The following is a 16,931-nucleotide window of genomic DNA, read 5'->3' as shown; positions in this document are numbered from 1 at the left end:
TCCTGTTGGGGAAATGCCTCATGTGCCCATTTTTGTCGCCGCAGAAAGTGCAAGATCGGCGCGGGAGTGGGGGCCGGGGCGCGGGGAGCACGAGTGGGTTTGCCTCTGGGGTGGGGGGAATTCAGCGCGCGTGCCCAGGGGAGGGTTCCGGCGGTCGTCGCCGGTTGGGGGGAAATCATGCAGGGACTTCGCACGATCAACCGCGCACTCTCGTCCGCACTGACACTGGTGGGGCTCATCGGGGCGTTCGTCCTGTTGTCTCTCGCACCGGCGCGTGCCGGTGCGAACACCTTCATCGAGGTGACGCCGAACAGCGTCCCGGCGGGCAGCCGGGTCACGATCCGCGCGAGCTGCGACAACAACAACGATCGACAGGCCAACGTGCAGTCCGACGCGTTCGGGCACGTGACGCTCAGACCGGACAACGGCTTCCTCAAGGGGGAGGTCACCGTTCCGGGCAACAAGGAACCCGGTGACTACCAGGTCGACCTGCGGTGCCAGAACAACCAGACGGCCCAGACGATGCTGACCGTGCTCAACATGGCAACGCCCAGCAAGGGACCGGCGACGGGGGGCGGCGGCACCGCGGGCGGCCGCGGCATCGGGTCGGTCCTGGTCGTCGGCGGCGTGGCCCTGGTGGCCGCCGCGGTCGCGCTCGGCATGGCGGGCGGTCGGCGTCGGACCGGATCCGGCTCCTGAGCCGGAGCTGCCATGACCCGCAGATCCGCGCAGGCGCGGCCGGACCACCGTGCCCGCCTCCGGGCCGCAGCGGCCCTGCGCGCCTCCGGACGGCTGGTGGCCCGGGCCTCGGTTCGGCTGCGCCAGGTCGCCGGTCAGGCGGTGTCCGCCAGCGTCGCCACCACTGATCCCGACGCCCGCCCGCTGCCGCCGAGCCGTCCCGTCGGGTCGCCGCTGACCCGGCGTCGGCTCGGCACCGGGCCGGGACTGCCGGTCCTGGCCGTGGCCACGCTGATGGTGCTGATCGTGGCGATGCTGGGCATCGAGCAGGTGACCGGGGTCAGTCTGCTGCCGGACCGGATCAGCGCGGGCCTGCGACCGCCGCCGAAGAAGTTCCCGGTGCTGCCGGCCAGCCGCCCGACCGCTCTCACCATCGGCAAGATCGACCTGCGGGCGCCACTGCACGACGTGGGCATCGCCCCGGACGGCACCATCGCCGTGCCCGACGTGGGCCGCGCCCAGGAGGCCGGCTGGTACGACCAGGGCCCCACCCCCGGCCAGTACGGGCCGGCGGTGATTGTCGGACACGTGGACACCACCACCGGCCCGGCCGTCTTTCACCAACTCCGGGAACTGCGCGCGGGAGACCAGATCGAGGTCACCCGCTCCGACGGCCGGGTCGCGGTCTTCGAGGTCGACTCGGTGGAGCGGTTCGACAAGGACCGACTGCCGGTGGACGAGGTGTACGGCGACTTCAGCCGCCCCAGCCTGCGGCTGATCACCTGCGGCGGCCGGTGGGTGGGCGGCGAGCGGGGCTACTCGGACAACCTGGTGGTCTTCGCCTCGCTGGTCAAGGCCCGTGGTGGTTGATCGCCGGTGCCGGCGTCGAGGTACTCGGCGAGCCGGGCGGCCCCGGTGAGCATGGCCCGGCCGCGTTCGGTGAGCCGTCGGCGCCACTGACCGAGCGACGCGGCGAGCGGTTCGGCGCCACCGGCGTCGCGTACCCGACGCAGCACGTCGGCGATGTGGTCGAGCCGGTACCCGCCCCGGCGCAGCAGGTGAGCGAGTTCGGCGTCTCGGACGTCGTCGGGCGAGTAGACGCGGTGGCGGGTCACCCGATCGCGCTCCGGGCGCAGAATTCCGGCCGACTCCCACTTGCGCAGGGTCGCAGGCCGTACGCCGAGCCGGTGTGCGAGCACGCTGATCGGCACGGCTTCCCGGCCCTGCGGCGCGGGCTCCGTCGCGGTGAGAGTCGTGACCGCCGCCTCGACCGCGTCCAAGGTCTCCCGGTCGCGTTGCAGCAGCGCGTGACCGCTGTCGATCGTGCGCAACGCCGTGTCGATCTCGCCCCGGTTGACGGCGCGCATGATGTCGCCGCTGGCCGCGTGGCCGTGACCGACGATGAGCGCGAGGTAGGCGTTCAGTGCTGTGGCGTGCACCTCGGTGAACCGGCGGTACCCGGTCGCGGTGCGCTCGGCAGGTGGCAGCACGCCGTCCCGTTCGTAGTTGCGGACGGCCTGCGCCGAGAGTCCGTGCCGGCGCGCGAGGTCGACCGGTCGGCGTACCCCCGGGTTTGAGGGTTTTGTGGTTGTCACCCGCGCTCCATAGCTCTGAAGTCTCCACCGCTGGTGCAACGATACGGTTGATGCAATGACCACCCTTGTTGACCTGCTTGCCGGCTCGCCGGCGCTGCTCGCGCTCGGCGAGCCGACGCACGGTGAATCCGCGTTCCTCCAGATCCGCAACGACGCCTTCCTGACGCTGGCCGGACACGGCTACCGGTCGATCGCCCTGGAGAGCGACCGGGCCGCGGGACTGCTCGCCGACGCGTTCGTGCAGGGCGCGGCCGTGCCGCTCGACCGCGCGCTCGCCGAGGGGTTCAGCCACGGGTTCGGCGCCGCGCCGGCCAACCGTGACCTGCTGCTGCGGATGCGCGAGTGGAACGACGGACGGCCCGCCGCCGAGCGCCTGAGTTTCCATGGCTTCGACGCCCCGCTGGAGATCGAGGGCGCCCCGAGCCCACGGCGTCACCTGATGCGGGTGTGCGAATACCTCGACCTGGACCGGTCGGCCGAGATCGACGACCTCGTCGGGGACGAGGCCCGCTGGAGCGACACGGCCGCGATCTGGGAGCCGGGCCGTTCGGTCGGACGCTCGTCCGACGCCCAGCGACTGCGGGTGCTCGCCGACGACCTGCTGACCGAGTTGTACCTGCGGGCACACCGACGGCCCGAGGGCTGGCAGTCGGCATTCGTCCACGCCACGTCGGCGGTCGCGGTGCTGCGCTACCACGCGGCGGCCGCTGCGCCACTGGTCCAGGAGGAACGCTTCGCCCGCCTGGCCGCCGTCCGGGACGCGCTGATGGCCGAGAACCTGCTCGCGATCCGGGCGGTCGAGGCACACCGTGGACCCACGCTGGCATTCGCGCACAACACGCACCTCCAGCGCCACCCGAGCACGATGACGATCGGCGCGACGGAGGTGTCGTGGGCCGGTGCCGGCGCGATCGTCGGAGCGTTGCTGGGCGAGCGGTACGCGGTGATCGTCGGCAGCCTCGGCGCGAGCCCCGCGCTCGGCATCGACCTGCCTGCCGCGTCGACCTATGAGGGCCGGCTCCAGCAGAAGGTCGCCCTCCCCGGGTACGTCCGGGCGGCCGAGATCGAGCCGGCCGAGCGGAGAACGCACGACTACCGCTACTTCCCGCTGGACCAGTCCGCCATCGACCACGCCGACGCGGTGCTGCACATCCCGACCGGCCTCGACGCGACCGTGCTCGCCGACCGGATCAGCGCGCTGCCCGACGTCGAGCAGGTGGTGGCCAGCGAGGAGGACGGCTCACCCGAGGGCGCCTGGGGCGATCGGTTCTTCTACGTCGGCTCGGACCGCCGCCAGCCGTTCGCCACCATCGTCGAGCACGACGTGCCCGGCTTCGACGAAGCCGGGCAGCTGGACCGCCCCGGCGTCTTCCGCCTCAACCTGGACCTGGGCCGGGCCGAGTTCGAGAGGATGTTCGGCTTCCCACCGAAGGCCTTCGAGGAGCACCGCGACGCCTTCGACTTCGCCCGGCTGGACACGGTCACGCCGCATCCGGGGTACGCGCTGTACGGCTTCGCCAGCATCGTGATGCCGGGGCCGCAGATGCTGCCCGAGATCGACCGACTGTTGGCCGTCGCACACGCTCGGGCGGTGGACCGGCACGAGCGCGCGACCCGTCGGGCGACCGACCAGCGGGACTGAGCCCGTCCGACGCTCCTGACCTGGCGGCCGCCGCGGGCCCGGTCGGGCCAGGCGGCCGCCTCGGGCCAGCGCGGGTCAGGTCGGGCGGCCGCCTCGGGCTCGCGCAGAGGTCAGATCAGGCGGCCGCTTTGGCCCGCGCAGAGGTCAGGTCGGGCGGCTGCCTCGGGCCCGCGCAGATTGGATCAGGCGGCTGCTTCGGGCTCGCGCAGGTCGAGCCAGTCGGCCCAGCGCGGGTCGGGAGCGCGGTGCCCGAGGACCCGCCAGGCGGTGCCCTTCGGGGCGGTCGGCAACGCGTGCAGCCGCCAGCCCAGCTCCGCCGGGGTCTTGTCGCCCTTGGTGTGGTTGCACCGGGCGCACGCGGCGACCACGTTCTCCCAGGCGTGCCGCCCGCCCCGGCTGCGCGGGAAGACGTGGTCGATGGTCTCGGCCGGCCCTCGGCAGTAGGCGCACCGCCATCCGTCCCGGGCGAAGATCGCTCGGCGGGACAGCCCGACGTGGGTGCGGTAGGGCACCCGGACGAAGCGGGTCAGGCGGACCACCGACGGCACCGGCAGCGCGTCGCGGGCGCTGTGCAGGATGCCGTCACCGTCGGCGACGCAGACGGCCTTGGCGGAGAGGACGAGGATCGCGGCGCGACGCACCGACACGACACACAGGGGCTCGTAGGTGGCGTTGAGGACCAGCGCGCCGGAGCCCACCGTGGGTCGTATGTCAGGCATCGCGCTCACCCTCCCGGTTCAGCGGCTGCTGCGAAACGCCGCCGACCGGGGCCGGGCACGAGGGCCCGCACCGTCGACGCCCGTTCGATCACCGACGTCCGTTGCGCCAATAGTCCCTGATCGGACCCCGGATTGCACGTACTAATCCGGGGTCGGACATGAAGCTCTTTCCCGCACCTGTCACGATGGCCGGTTCGCCCTGGTCCGACCCGGCGCTCGGGCGCATCTCACCCAGCCGGTGGGTCGACGGCGGCCGGTCCGGGTCGTTGCGGTACGAAGACAGGGTGAGTGCCACCAGCGGAACGCCCCTTGCCCTGTCCGACGCCGTGTCGGTGAACTGTCAGGGCAGCACCTCCTGCGAATGGATCTACCGGATCACCAGGTCGGAATGGTTCGCCGAGGGCAGCTACTGGATCCTGCTCAAACCGCTGCGGGTGCTGTTGATAGTGGCGCTGGCGATGGTGGCCCGCTGGGCGCTGCACCGGACGATCAACCGGCTGGTCCGGACGACCACCGACGGCGCGGTGCCGACCATGCTCCGGCCGCTGAGCGAGCGGGTGCCCACGGCCGCGGTCAACCCGGCCGAGTTCGTGCCGGAACGCCGCCGGCAACGGGCCGAGGCGATCGGCTCGGTCCTGCGCAGCCTGACCACCGCGTTCGTCTTCGGCATCGCGCTGTTGATGATCCTGCGCGAGTTCAGCTTCGACCTCGCCCCGCTGCTGGCCAGCGCCGGGATCGCCGGCGTCGCCCTGGGCTTCGGCGCGCAGAGCCTGGTCAAGGATCTGATCGCCGGGCTCTTCATGCTCATCGAGGACCAGTACGGCGTGGGCGACAACGTGGACCTGGGCGAGGCGACAGGTGTCGTGGAGTCGGTCGGGCTGCGGGTCACCACGGTCCGCGACGGACGCGGCGTGCTCTGGTATATCCGCAACGGCGAGATCATCCGGGTGGGCAACAAGAGCCAGGGTTGGGCGCTGGTGGTCGTGGACCTGCCGATCGGCTTCAGCGGCACGGAGGAGGCCAGCGCCGTGCTGCGGATGGCCGCCGCCTCGGTGGCGCTGGACCCGGAGCTGTCGCCGGAGATCGTGGCGGCCCCGGAGGTGCTGGGCGTCGAGCAGATGACGGTGGATGGCGCCGTCATCCGTACGGTGGTGAAGACGACGGCCGACGGCCAGTTCGCGGTGAGCCGGGAACTGCGCCGCAGGCTGGCGGAGGCGCTGGAGAATTCGGGGATCACCGCGCAGATCGCCGCCGCCCGCACCTATCCCGGTGTGTCGAGCCGGCCGCTGCCGGAGGGTGAGACCGGCCAGGGCGGCGCGACCTGACACCGGCGAGACTGGCCGGCAATACAGGGGTCGCGAGCCGCCCGGCCCCTGGAGTATCGTCCGTTCGTTCAGTCGGGGATGCGACGAACGATCCGTTCGCCCTAGCTAGTTGTCAGACGATCGGGCAGAATCCGGAGCACGCGTTCCCGCCGGAGCGTGGTCACATCCTCGCTGATCCGTAGATCTGACGAGTGTCCCGGCTCGGCCGCCACGAGTTGTCGTTCCGGGACCGATGGAGGCGACGGTGCCTGACGAGCGACCTTCCGCGGAAGGCCCGGCCACTTTTCGCGAAGTGTTCGCCCAGCGCGAGTTCCGGGTTGTCTTCACGGCCGGGGCTTTGTCCTGGGTGGGTGACTACGTCGCCAAGGCCGCCGTGACCCTCCTCGTCTATCAGCAGACCAGGTCCGTCGCGCTCTCCGCCGCCGCGTTCGCGGTCAGCTACCTGCCGTGGCTGCTGGGTGGCCCGCTGCTCGCCGCCCTGGCCGAGCGGCACCCGTACCGCCGGGTGATGGTGGCGTGCGACGTGATCCGGATGGCGCTGATGCTGCTCATCGCCCTCCCCAACCTGCCCGTTCCGGCGCTGCTGGTGCTCATCTTCGCCGCCACGCTGGCCAACCCGCCGAGCCAGGCCGCGAAGTCCGCGCTGATGCCGCAGATCCTCGCCGGGGACCGGCTGGTGGTCGGGTTGTCGCTGAACGCCAGCATCGGTCAGGCGGCCCAGGTCGTCGGCTACCTGCTCGGCGCCGCCGTCGCCTCGATCAACCCGACGGTCGCGCTGCTGTTCAACGCGGCCACGTTCGGCCTCTCGGCGCTGCTGGTCCGCGTCGGCGTGCGGAACCGGCCGGCGACGATGACCAGCGCGCACCGCTCCCACCTGCTCCGGGAGACCGCCCAGGGGTTCCAGATCGTGTTCGGCACGCCGGTGCTGCGGGCCATCGCGGTGCTGGTGTTCAGCGCGCTGCTGTTCTCGATCATCCCGGAGGGGCTGGCCGCGGCCTGGGCCAACAAGAGTTCCCGCGGTGGCATGGACGCGGGCACCGCGCAAGCGGTGATCATGGTCGCCAACCCGGTGGGCTACGTCCTGGGGGGGCTGCTGGTGAGCCGGCTGTTCGGCCCGACCCGCCGCCTGGCCTTGATGCGGCCCCTCGCGGTGTTCTCCCCGCTGGTGCTGGTGCCGGCGCTGTTCGACCCGCCACCGCTGGTGGTGGCGCTGTTGGCCGCCCTGTGCGGGTTCGCGGTCGCCGGGATGATGCCGATGGCCAACGGGCTCTTCGTCCAGGCGCTGCCGGACGGGTTCCGGGCCCGCGCGTTCGGCGTGATGGCCACCGGCGTCCAGGTCATCCAGGGTTTCGCGGTGCTGGTCACCGGGCTGCTCGCCGAGCGGTTCTCCATTCCGGTGGTGGTCGGGGTCTGGAGCGCCGCCGGGGTGCTGCTGATGACGGTCGCCGCTCTGCGCTGGCCGGACAAGCAGACGGTGGACGACGCCATAGCCAAGGCCGCCGCGGCCAACGCCGAGCCGACCCCCGATCTGGGGGGCACCGCCGCCGACGGCACGCCGGCCGGCACCGACCTCCGGCCCGCCGACGGCCACCGCCGGCACGCGGTCACCTGATCCACAGCGTGAGCCGGCGCACGGCCTCCGGGTCGGGTCGGCGGCCGACGCACCTGGCAGGATGGAACGGTGAACCCCGCAGGTGAATCCGACCGACCCGATGTGTCGATGACCCTCTTCGAAGCGGTCGGCGGCGAACCCACCTTCCGCCGGCTGGTGGACGAGTTCTATGTCGGCGTCGCCACCGATCCCCTGCTGCGACCCATGTACCCGGAGGAGGACCTGGGCCCGGCGGCCGACCGGTTGACCCTGTTCCTGATGCAGTACTGGGGCGGGCCGAACACGTACTCCGCACAGCGCGGGCACCCACGGCTGCGCATGCGGCACGCGCCGTTCCGGATCGGCGTGGCCGAGCGGGACGCCTGGCTGCGGCACATGCGCCAGGCGGTGGACCGGCTCGACCTGGAGCCGCAGCTCGCCGTCGCTCTCTGGGACTATCTGGAGCGGGCCGCGTACTTCATGGTCAACGTCATGGAGGACCCGGCCGAGCCCGCCTGACGGCGCGTTCCGGCACGGACGCCGCGGGGCGCCTCAGAGCAGGGCGCCCTCGTCGTGCAGCCAGTCCACGAAGCTGGCGGCCACCGCCGCGCCGCAGTCGAGCATCTCGACCAGCAGAGCGTCGTGGGTGCCGGCGCCCAGCGGCACCTGCAACTCGGCGTAGATCGGCAGCTGCCCGCGCTCGGTCGGGTCGCCGATGTACGCCTTGCAGAAGCGGCGGGTGTGGTTCCACTCGTTGACCACCCGGTAGGCCCGGTCGGCCCAGTCCGGCGGAACCGTGGCGTGCGGGCGGGCCCGCATCACCAGGATCTCGTCCTCGGGGCCTTCGAGGGTCACCAGCACGGCGTGCCGCTCCCACATGGCCAGCAGGTTGCCGTCGCCGTCGGCCAGGTAGCGCACGTCGAGCAGGTCGAGTGCGTCACAGACACGGCGCAGGTTCACCGGCTCGATGGTCGCCGGCATCTCGGTCAGTACGGGACGGTCGCTTCCCGGGCAGTCGTCCCCCGGTTGGCGAGGACTCGGCGGGCCGACCCGGACCGCGCTCTCCACTGTGATCCCGCTTCGGGTTTCCGGATCGCCGCCGTCGGCGGGACCGGGGCGCCATGACCACCACGGCATCGCTCGTCGCACCTCACTCCCCAGCGGATCCAGCCGCCTACGGTGCGTTGGATCCGAGGATGGACGGTACCCGGACAGCCGAGTTGAAGCACCCCCCCAACGACCGCACCGGCCCAGAAGAATGAGCCGGGGTCATCCGTTCGGACGAGTAGTGAGGGGCGTCACGGCAAGATCGGTGGCCTTCTGCAACCAGGCCGCTCCGTATGGTCCCACCAGGCCCACCCAACGGCCCGCCACCCGCACCTGAACCTCGGAGCGCGCGCCAGGCGCGGCCGGCTCGTCGACCGCGCCGAGAAAGCCCATCCGGACCAGCCCCTGCACGAGCCGCTGCGGCACCTCGACGGCAGGGCCCGGCGGATCGTCCGGCGTGACCAGCACGGCCACGTGGTCGAGCAGCGCGTCGCGCAACGCGCGCTGACCCACCGCGCGGCCCGCCACCCCCTGCTCGCTCGCGGTGCGCAGGGTGCCCGCCGCGGCGTCGGCGATCCGCCGCACCTCGACGGCCGGCAGCACCTCCACCGGCTCGCTGCGCGCCGGTGGCAGCGGCCAGCGCCACTGCGCGTCGCGGCGGGCCGGCAGCGTCGCGCCCCCGCGCTCCAGCTCGGCCAGCAGGTCGGCGGCGCCCACGGTGACGTCTCCGGCTGCCCCGCCGGCGACCGTCCGGGCCACCAGCACCTGCCAGGGCAGCCGGGCGAACAACGCGACCCGGCCGGGAGCGCCGGCCGGCCGCAGCCGAACCGGCGCCGCCGGGTCCAGCCGGACCAGCCGGGCCAGGAACGCACCCGCGTCGGCCACGCCGGTCAGGCCGTGCCCGGACGGTGACGCCGCGACCCGGTCCGGGCCGGCGGTGCCCGGCCGACTCACGCGCCGCCGCCCTGCGGGGCGTACGTGAGCAGGAAATCCCGCTCCTCGGCCGTGATCCGCCGGGGCACCTGGCGGGTCAGGTCGAACGGCACCAGCACCGAGCGGGCACGGCTGGCCAGCACCTCGCCGTCGTACAGCTCGTACGCGACGGTGAACCGCGATGCCTTGATCTCCTCCACCCACAGCTCGATGCGGACGGTGGGCGCGGCCTCCGCGGTGGCCCGACCCAGCGCGTAGGCGACCGGACGCAGGTAGTCGACCTCGTGCCGGCGGATCACCACGCCGTCGGCGAACGAGCCAACTCCCCAGGCCCGACCGCCGGCGAACATCAACGCCACCCGCGCCTCCTCGTAGAGCGTGAGGAAACGCGAGTTGTTGACGTGGCCGTACGCGTCCAGGTCGGACCAGCGCAGCGTGCAGTGGTAGACGAACCGGTCGGACATCAGTCGCGGGTCAGCTTGCGGTAGGTCACCCGGTGCGGCCGGGCAGCCTCCGCGCCGAGACGGTCGATCTTGTTCTTCTCGTACGCCTCGAAGTTGCCCTCGAACCAGAACCACTTGGCCGGGTCCTGGTCGTCACCCTCCCAGGCCAGGATGTGCGTGGCGACCCGGTCCAGGAACATCCGGTCGTGGGAGATGACCACGGCGCAGCCGGGGAACTCCAGCAGGGCGTTCTCCAGGCTGGAGAGCGTCTCCACGTCGAGGTCGTTGGTCGGCTCGTCGAGCAGGATGACGTTGCCGCCGATCTTCAGGGTCAGCGCCAGGTTGAGCCGGTTGCGCTCGCCGCCGGAGAGCACCTTGGTCGGCTTCTGCTGGTCCGGGCCCTTGAAGCCGAACGCGGCGATGTACGCCCGCGACGGCATTTCGACCTTGCCGACCATCAGGTAGTCCAGCCCGTCGGAGACGACCTCCCAGACGGTCTTGTCGCCGTCGAGGCCCTGCCGGTTCTGGTCGACGTACGACAGCGAGACGGTGGGGCCGACCCGGACCTCGCCGCCGGTCGGCTCCTCCAGCCCGACGATGGTCTTGAACAGCGTGGTCTTGCCGACGCCGTTCGGGCCGATGATGCCGACGATGCCGTTGCGGGGCAGCGAGAAGGACAGGTTGTCGATCAGCAGCCGGTCGCCGAAGCCCTTGCTGAGCCCGTTCGCCTCGATCACCGTGCTGCCCAGGCGCGGGCCCGGCGGGATCTGGATCTCCTCGAAGTCCAGCTTGCGGGTCTTCTCCGCCTCGGTGGCCATCTCGTCGTACCGGTCCAGGCGGGCCTTGGACTTGGTCTGCCGGGCCTTGGCGTTGGAGCGGACCCACTCCAGTTCATCGGTGAGGCGCTTCTTCATCTTGGCGTCGCGGCGACCCTCGACGGCCAGCCGGGCGGCCTTCTTCTCCAGGTAGGTGGAGTAGTTGCCCTCGTACCCGATGGCCCGGCCGCGGTCCAGCTCCAGGATCCACCCGGCCACCTTGTCCAGGAAGTACCGGTCGTGGGTGATCGCCATGACGGTGCCGGCGTACTTGGCCAGGTGCTGCTCCAACCAGGAGACGCTCTCCGCGTCCAGGTGGTTGGTGGGCTCGTCGAGCAGCAGCAGGTCGGGCGCCTCCAGCAGCAGCTTGCAGAGCGCGACGCGGCGGCGCTCGCCACCGGAGAGCTGGGTCACGTCAGCGTCCGGCGGCGGGCAGCGCAGCGCGTCCATGGCGAGTTCGAGCTTGGAGTCGATGTCCCACGCGTCGGCGTGGTCCAGCTCCTCCTGGAGCCGGCCCATCTCCTCCATCAGTTCGTCGGAGTAGTCGGTCGCCATCTGCTCGGCGATCTTGTTGAACCGCTCCAGCTTGGCCTTGGTCTCGGCGACCGCCTCCTCGACGTTGCCGAGGACGGTCTTGGCGTCGTTGAGCGGGGGCTCCTGGGCGAGCATGCCGACGGTGTAGCCGGGCATCAGTCGGGCCTCGCCGTTGCTCGGCTTGTCCAGCCCTGCCATGATCTTGAGGAGGCTGGACTTACCGGCGCCGTTCGGGCCGACCACACCGATCTTGGCCCCCGGCAGGAAGCTCAGCGTCACGTTGTCGAGCACGACCTTGTCGCCGTGCGCCTTGCGCGCCTTTTCCAGGACGTAGATGTACTGGGCCACGGTGCGGGCTACCTCCGTCGGATTGCTGTCGCCTGAGTCGGCGGCGCGGCGCGGGCTGGGACCTGCACCCGCCGCCGCCGGCCGGGAGCCGGCCGCGCGCACGCCATCGTCAATCCTGACAGGTACGGCGCGCTTCGCCCACATCACCCCGCCCCAGGAGTACGCCAGCGAGCCTCCTTGCCCGGCACGGTATCACCCGATAGCGTCCTTGGTATGACCAAGAAGATCGCCATCAGCGTGCCGGATGACGTGGCTGAGCGGCTGGCCGAGGAATCCAACGTCTCCGCGTTCATCACCGACTCCGTTCGTCAACGGATGGCTGGCGAGCGCACGCGGCAGGCGCTCCGACAGGTGGGCTTTCAACTCACGGACGAAGGCCTCGCCGAGGCAGGCAGGAAGCTCGACGAGGCACGCACGAAAATCACTCCGGAGCTGCGAGCCAAGGCAGCGGCCCTGCTGGGTGAGGCGTCTCGCGGGCGGATGACCATTCGTGACTGAGACCGGCCTCGTCCTCGACACAGGATGCCTCCTCGCCTACTCGGAAGGCATAGAGGCAGTCGGGGAGCAGATCGCGAAAGTCGCGGACAAGGGGCAGACCGTGATCGTCCCAGCGCTCTGCCTGGCAGCCGCCTACCGACAGGTGACCAACGACGGCTGGCCACTGCTCGACATCGTCGGCGATCTGGAGCAGGTCATGGTTACGCCCGTCGAGCACGACATGTGCGCCATTCTCGGCGGCTGGTCGCGAAGCCTCGGCGGCATGGACCTGGCCCAGGCCGCGATGGAAGCTGCGCGGGCGGTCACGCCAATCATGACGGATCGGCGGGAGTTGCTCGGCGAGGTGCTGCCCAAGGAATGGCCGATCATCGACCTCTGACCGGTGCGGCTGTCGACAAGATCACCGTTAGGATTCGGCGCAGGCGAGGCGGGTAGGAGACTCCGGCACGGGGCACAAGACGCCGCAGCTACGCTCAGTACGCTCATCGCGGTGGACCCGTCAGCACCCGGAGGTGGCCGATCGTGACCGTCCGTAGCTCCTTTGTCGTAGTGGCGAACCGTCTGCCGGTCGACGAGGTGAGCACACCCGAGGGACGGCAGTGGCGACGCAGCCCCGGCGGGCTGGTCACCGCGCTGCATCCCGTGCTCGCCGAACACCAGGGCACCTGGGTCGGCTGGGCCGGTGGCACCGGCGCCGCCCCCGAGCCGTTCGACCTGGAGGGCATCCGGCTGCACCCGGTCCCCCTGAGCGCCGAGGAGTTGGAGCGCTACTACGAGGGCCAGTCGAACGCGACGATCTGGCCGCTCTACCACGACGCGGTGGAGACACCGGCATACAAGCGGCGCTGGCGCGAGGCGTACCGCCTGGTCAACGCGCGGTTCGCGGAGGCCGCGGCGGACGTGGCGGCCGAGGGCGCGACGGTCTGGGTGCAGGACTACCAGCTTCAGCTCGTCCCGGCGATGCTCCGCGAGCTGCGTCCGGACCTGCGGATCGGGTTCTTCCTGCACATCCCGTTCCCGCCGATCGAGCTGTTCATGCAGATGCCGTTCCGCACCGAGATCCTGCGCGGCCTGCTCGGCGCGGACCTGGTGGGCTTCCAGCAGCGGCTGGCCGCGCAGAACTTCGTTCGGCTGGCCCGGCACCTGCTCGGGCTGCGCTACGAGGGGCAGATGATCCAGGTCGACGGTCGACAGGTGAAGGCGGGCGCCTTCCCCATCTCCATCGACACCCAGGAGATGGAACGGATGGCCGCCGACCCGGCGATCCAGGCGCGGGCCAAGCAGATCCGCGCCGAGCTGGGAGACCCGAAGACGATCATCCTGGGCGTGGACCGGCTCGATTACACCAAGGGCATCGAGTTGCGGCTCAAGGCGTTCCGCGAGTTGCTCGCTGACGGAAAGTTGACAGTTCCGGACGCCGTTATGGTGCAGGTGGCCACGCCGAGCCGCGAGCGCGTCGAGCACTACCAGGCACTTCGGGTCAAGGTCGAGCGCGAGGTTGGTCGGATTAATGGCGAATTCGGCCGAGTCGGCGTGCCGGCCGTGCATTACCTCCATCAGTCGTACAGTCGCAGTGAACTGGCCGCGATGTACGTTGCTGCGGACGTGATGATGGTGACCCCGCTGCGAGACGGCATGAACCTCGTGGCCAAGGAGTACGTCGCATCACGCGCCGACCAGGGCGGTGCGCTCGTGCTCAGCGAGTTCGCTGGCGCCGCAACGGAGCTGCGCCAGGCTTTCCTGTGTAACCCGCACGACCCGGACGCGGTCAAGGACGCCCTGCTCCGGGCCGTGCACGTGGAGAAAACCGAGGCACGCCGCCGGATGCGGACAATGCAACGTCACCTGCGTACCCACGACGTGGGGCACTGGGCCAAGTCTTTCCTCTCCGAACTCGGAGTTCCCGAGGCGGAGGCCGAGTGAACACGTCCGTCAACGACGGAGCGGCGATCGCCACCGGGGTGCTGGACCCCGAGCTGCGCTCCGCCATCGGCCGGATCGCCCGGGTTCCGCAGCTCCTGATCGCCTGCGACTACGACGGCACACTCGCGCCGATCGTGGAGGACCCGAGCACCGCCGTACCGCTGCCCGAGGCGGTGGCGGCGATCCGCGCGCTCGCCGCGCTGCCGCAGACGAGCGTGGCAGTGGTCTCCGGCCGGGCGCTGCGGGATCTGGCCACGCTCTCCCGGCTGCCCAGCGAGGTGCATCTCGTCGGCAGCCACGGCTCCGAGTTCGACATCGGCTTCGTCGAGCGCCTTTCCCCCGAACTGGTCGCGGTGCGCACCCAGGTGCGCAACGCGCTGCGCGAGATCGCCGCCGACCACCCCGGCGTCCGGCTGGAACGCAAGCCGGCCAGCGTCGCGATGCACACCCGGGGCGTCGACCCGCAGGTCGCCGCCGCGGCCATCGAGGCGGTCCGCAACGGCCCGGCCACCTTCGACGGCGTCACAGTGACGCAGGGCAAGGAGGTCATCGAGCTGTCCGTGGTGGCCACCCACAAGGGCACCGCCGTCGACCAACTCCGGACCCAGCTCTCGGCCAGCGCGGTGCTCTTCATCGGCGACGACGTCACCGACGAGAACGCCTTCGGCAACCTGCAGGGACCGGACCTCGGCATCAAGATCGGCCCCGGCGAGACCAAGGCCGGCTTCCGGGTGGCCGAGCCCATCGAGGCCGCCCGCGCGCTCGGGCTGCTGCTGGAGACCCGCCGCCACTGGCTCTTCGGCGAGCGGGCGGTGCCGATCGAACGGCACTCCATGCTCGCCAACGGTCGTACCGTCGCGTTGCTCACGCCGGAGGCGAAGGTCAGCTGGCTCTGCCACCCCAAGCCGGACTCGGCGGCGATCTTCGCCGACCTGGTCGGCGGCAGCCCGGCCGGCCACTTCAGCGTCGCCCCGGAGCGCGGGGGCATCCCGCTGGGCCAGCGCTACCGCTCGGGCACGATGACCGTCGAGACCCGGTGGTCCGGGCTCACCGTCACCGACTGGCTGGACAAGCCGGCCCGCGAGACGACCCCCGACGGCCCGGCGGTGGTCACCGGCGACTCGACCCTGGTCCGGGTGCTCACCGGCAGCGGTCGGGTCCGGGTGGAGTTCGCCCCGCGCCCCGAATTCGGTCAGGTCGCCGTGCAGTTGCAGCCGCTCGGCGACGGCCTGCTGGTGCTCGGCTCCAACGAGCCGGTCGCCCTCTACTCCCCCGGGGTCGAGTGGCAGGTCAACAACGACGGCGGGTACGAGACCGCCAAGGCGATCGTCGACCTGTCGGCCGCCGGCGGGCAGGTCGTGCTGGAGCTGCGCTTCGGCACGCACAGCCTGGAGCACCACCGGGTGCCGATCCACGAGCGGCAGGCCGCGGCCGAGCAGCCGTGGAAGGACTGGGTGGCCTCGCTGCGGCTGCCGTCCACCTCCCGCGACCTGGTGGTCCGCAGCGCGCTCACCCTGCGCGGGCTTTGCCACGAGACGACCGGCTCGATCCTGGCCGCGGCGACCACCTCCCTTCCCGAGGAGCTGGGCGGCGTCCGCAACTGGGACTACCGCTACTGCTGGCTGCGCGACGCCGCGCTGACCGCCCGCGCGCTGGTCGACCTCGGGTCCATCGACGAGGCCGAGGCGTTCCTGCGCTGGGTCGACGGCTGCATCGAGCGCACCGGCGGTCACCCGGAGCGACTGCACCCGCTCTACACCATCGACGGTTACGAGCTGGGCGCCGAGGCGGTCATCGACACGCTGCCCGGGTACGCCGGCTCCCGGCCGGTCCGGGTCGGCAACCTCGCCAACCACCAGCTCCAACTCGACGTGTTCGGCCCGATCGCCGACCTGATCGCGGCGGTCGCCGACGCGCGCGGCTCGGTCCGCGACGACGAGTGGCGGGTCCTGGAGAACATGGTCGAGGCGGTCCGCCGCCGTTGGCACGAGCCCGACCACGGGATCTGGGAGGCGCGGCTGCCACCCCGGCACCACGTCTTCTCCAAGGTGATGTGCTGGATGACCGTCGACCGGGCGCTGCACGTGATGCGCCAGCACGGCGGCGAGGACCGGCCGGAGTGGAAGGACCTGCGCGACCGGATCGGCGCCAACGTGCTGGAGCACGGCTGGCACGACGACGTCGAGGCGTACAGCGTCGCGTACGGGAACGAGGACATGGACGCCTCGTCGCTCTGGATCGGCCTCTCCGGCCTGCTCCCGGGTGACGACCCGCGCTTCCTGTCCACCGTCCTGAAGATCGAGGCGGACCTGCGCAGCGGCCCGGTCGTCTACCGCTACCACTGGGACGACGGCCTGCCCGGCCGTGAGGGCGGTTTTCACATCTGCACGGCGTGGCTGATCGAGGCGTACCTGCGCACCGGCCGCCGCACCGACGCCGAGGAGCTGTTCGCGCAGATGGTGCTCACCGCCGGCCCGACCGGCCTGCTCCCCGAGCAGTACGACCCGCTCGCCGAGCGCGGCCTGGGTAACCACCCGCAGGCGTACAGCCACCTCGGTCTGATCCGCTGCGCCCTGCTGCTGGACAACATGCTCAAGCAGTAGCTGACAGCCAGTTCGACGAAGGGCCGGAGCAGCGCTGCTCCGGCCCTTCGTTAATTGGGCCGGCGCCGGTCGGTTGCACCCCACCGGCGGGTACCGGTCGCCCGAGAGCCGCCGTCATCGCCCTCGCATCGCCCTCTGCGCGTCCTTTGCTCTGCTTCACTCCACGCAACACGAACGCCTTCTCCGCGTTGCGTCGGTTGAAGCAGAGCAAAGGACGCGCAGGGACCAGCCGGTCTC

At 71.3% G+C, this 16,931-nt stretch carries 16 protein-coding genes; 10 read left to right on the top strand and 6 right to left on the bottom strand.

The genetic code is table 11. The features are described from left to right. The first annotated feature begins 177 nt into the window (after positions 1 to 177). Positions 178 to 699, top strand: a complete 522-nt coding sequence (locus tag OG505_RS33410) for a hypothetical protein (RefSeq protein ID WP_405430041.1) — start codon at positions 178 to 180, stop codon at positions 697 to 699. 75 nt (positions 700 to 774) lie between these two features. After that, positions 775 to 1,548: a class F sortase gene (locus OG505_RS33405; protein WP_405434878.1), complete on the top strand. Its 774-nt coding sequence runs from the start codon at positions 775 to 777 to the stop codon at positions 1,546 to 1,548. Here the strand turns inward: OG505_RS33405 and OG505_RS33400 are convergent. Further along, positions 1,494 to 2,273: a MerR family transcriptional regulator gene (locus OG505_RS33400; protein ID WP_405430039.1), complete on the bottom strand. Its 780-nt coding sequence runs from the start codon at positions 2,271 to 2,273 to the stop codon at positions 1,494 to 1,496. The two genes, OG505_RS33405 and OG505_RS33400, sit on opposite strands and share 55 nt — an antisense overlap. Positions 2,274 to 2,328: 55 nt before the next feature. Here OG505_RS33400 and OG505_RS33395 point away from each other — a divergent pair, with 55 nt between their 5' ends. Then, positions 2,329 to 3,915, top strand: a complete 1,587-nt coding sequence (locus tag OG505_RS33395; protein WP_405430038.1) for a DUF6194 family protein — start codon at positions 2,329 to 2,331, stop codon at positions 3,913 to 3,915. Positions 3,916 to 4,097: 182 nt separating this feature from the next. Here OG505_RS33395 and OG505_RS33390 read toward each other — a convergent pair whose 3' ends face one another. Continuing rightward, positions 4,098 to 4,634, bottom strand: coding sequence for an HNH endonuclease (locus OG505_RS33390; RefSeq protein ID WP_354860605.1), 537 nt, complete (start codon positions 4,632 to 4,634; stop codon positions 4,098 to 4,100). Between the two features lie 266 nt (positions 4,635 to 4,900). Here OG505_RS33390 and OG505_RS33385 point away from each other — a divergent pair, with 266 nt between their 5' ends. From OG505_RS33385 to OG505_RS33375, 3 genes are all read left to right on the top strand, one after another. Then, positions 4,901 to 5,959 (top strand): mechanosensitive ion channel family protein, encoded by a 1,059-nt coding sequence (locus tag OG505_RS33385; RefSeq protein ID WP_405434876.1) that lies wholly within the window; start codon positions 4,901 to 4,903, stop codon positions 5,957 to 5,959. Between the two features lie 232 nt (positions 5,960 to 6,191). After that, positions 6,192 to 7,571 carry an MFS transporter gene (locus OG505_RS33380; RefSeq protein WP_405430037.1) on the top strand — a complete coding sequence of 460 codons (1,380 nt, stop codon included), beginning with the start codon at positions 6,192 to 6,194 and terminating at the stop codon, positions 7,569 to 7,571. Positions 7,572 to 7,679: 108 nt separating this feature from the next. Beyond that, a complete protein-coding gene (locus tag OG505_RS33375; RefSeq protein WP_405430036.1) occupies positions 7,680 to 8,069 on the top strand; it encodes a globin in 390 nt (129 codons plus the stop codon). A gap of 33 nt (positions 8,070 to 8,102) precedes the next feature. Here the strand turns inward: OG505_RS33375 and OG505_RS33370 are convergent, their stop codons facing one another. The 4 genes from OG505_RS33370 to ettA all read right to left on the bottom strand — a co-directional run bounded on the left by OG505_RS33370 (position 8,103) and on the right by ettA (position 11,670). After that, entirely contained in the window at positions 8,103 to 8,687 is a 585-nt protein-coding gene (locus OG505_RS33370) for a YbjN domain-containing protein (RefSeq protein WP_405430034.1), read from the bottom strand. Positions 8,688 to 8,819: 132 nt separating this feature from the next. Next, positions 8,820 to 9,551 (bottom strand): hypothetical protein, encoded by a 732-nt coding sequence (locus OG505_RS33365; protein ID WP_405430033.1) that lies wholly within the window; start codon positions 9,549 to 9,551, stop codon positions 8,820 to 8,822. After that, a complete protein-coding gene (locus OG505_RS33360) occupies positions 9,548 to 9,994 on the bottom strand; it encodes an acyl-CoA thioesterase (protein ID WP_405430032.1) in 447 nt (148 codons plus the stop codon). The genes OG505_RS33365 and OG505_RS33360 overlap by 4 nt, the downstream gene beginning before the upstream one ends. Beyond that, positions 9,994 to 11,670 carry an energy-dependent translational throttle protein EttA gene (ettA, locus tag OG505_RS33355; protein ID WP_405430030.1) on the bottom strand — a complete coding sequence of 559 codons (1,677 nt, stop codon included), beginning with the start codon at positions 11,668 to 11,670 and terminating at the stop codon, positions 9,994 to 9,996. The genes OG505_RS33360 and ettA overlap by 1 nt, the downstream gene beginning before the upstream one ends. A gap of 213 nt (positions 11,671 to 11,883) precedes the next feature. On the opposite strand from ettA, the gene OG505_RS33350 reads away from it, so the two are divergent. The 4 genes from OG505_RS33350 (at position 11,884) to otsB (ending at position 16,694) form a co-directional block, all read left to right on the top strand. Then, positions 11,884 to 12,168, top strand: a complete 285-nt coding sequence (locus OG505_RS33350) for a hypothetical protein (protein ID WP_405430029.1) — start codon at positions 11,884 to 11,886, stop codon at positions 12,166 to 12,168. Then, positions 12,161 to 12,547: a hypothetical protein gene (locus tag OG505_RS33345; RefSeq protein WP_405430027.1), complete on the top strand. Its 387-nt coding sequence runs from the start codon at positions 12,161 to 12,163 to the stop codon at positions 12,545 to 12,547. The genes OG505_RS33350 and OG505_RS33345 overlap by 8 nt, the downstream gene beginning before the upstream one ends. Before the next feature lie 143 nt (positions 12,548 to 12,690). Beyond that, on the top strand, positions 12,691 to 14,091 hold the full coding sequence (locus OG505_RS33340) for a trehalose-6-phosphate synthase (RefSeq protein ID WP_030488230.1): 1,401 nt from the start codon (positions 12,691 to 12,693) through the stop codon (positions 14,089 to 14,091). Then, positions 14,088 to 16,694: a trehalose-phosphatase gene (gene otsB / locus OG505_RS33335; protein ID WP_405430026.1), complete on the top strand. Its 2,607-nt coding sequence runs from the start codon at positions 14,088 to 14,090 to the stop codon at positions 16,692 to 16,694. The genes OG505_RS33340 and otsB overlap by 4 nt, the downstream gene beginning before the upstream one ends. Positions 16,695 to 16,931: the final 237 nt, after the last annotated feature.

The sequence above is a fragment of the Micromonospora sp. NBC_00617 genome, from assembly GCF_045161355.1.
Lineage (GTDB): Bacteria > Actinomycetota > Actinomycetes > Mycobacteriales > Micromonosporaceae > Micromonospora.
Note: the sequence above shows the minus strand (reverse complement) of the source record. Positions and strands in the feature narration are given on the sequence as shown.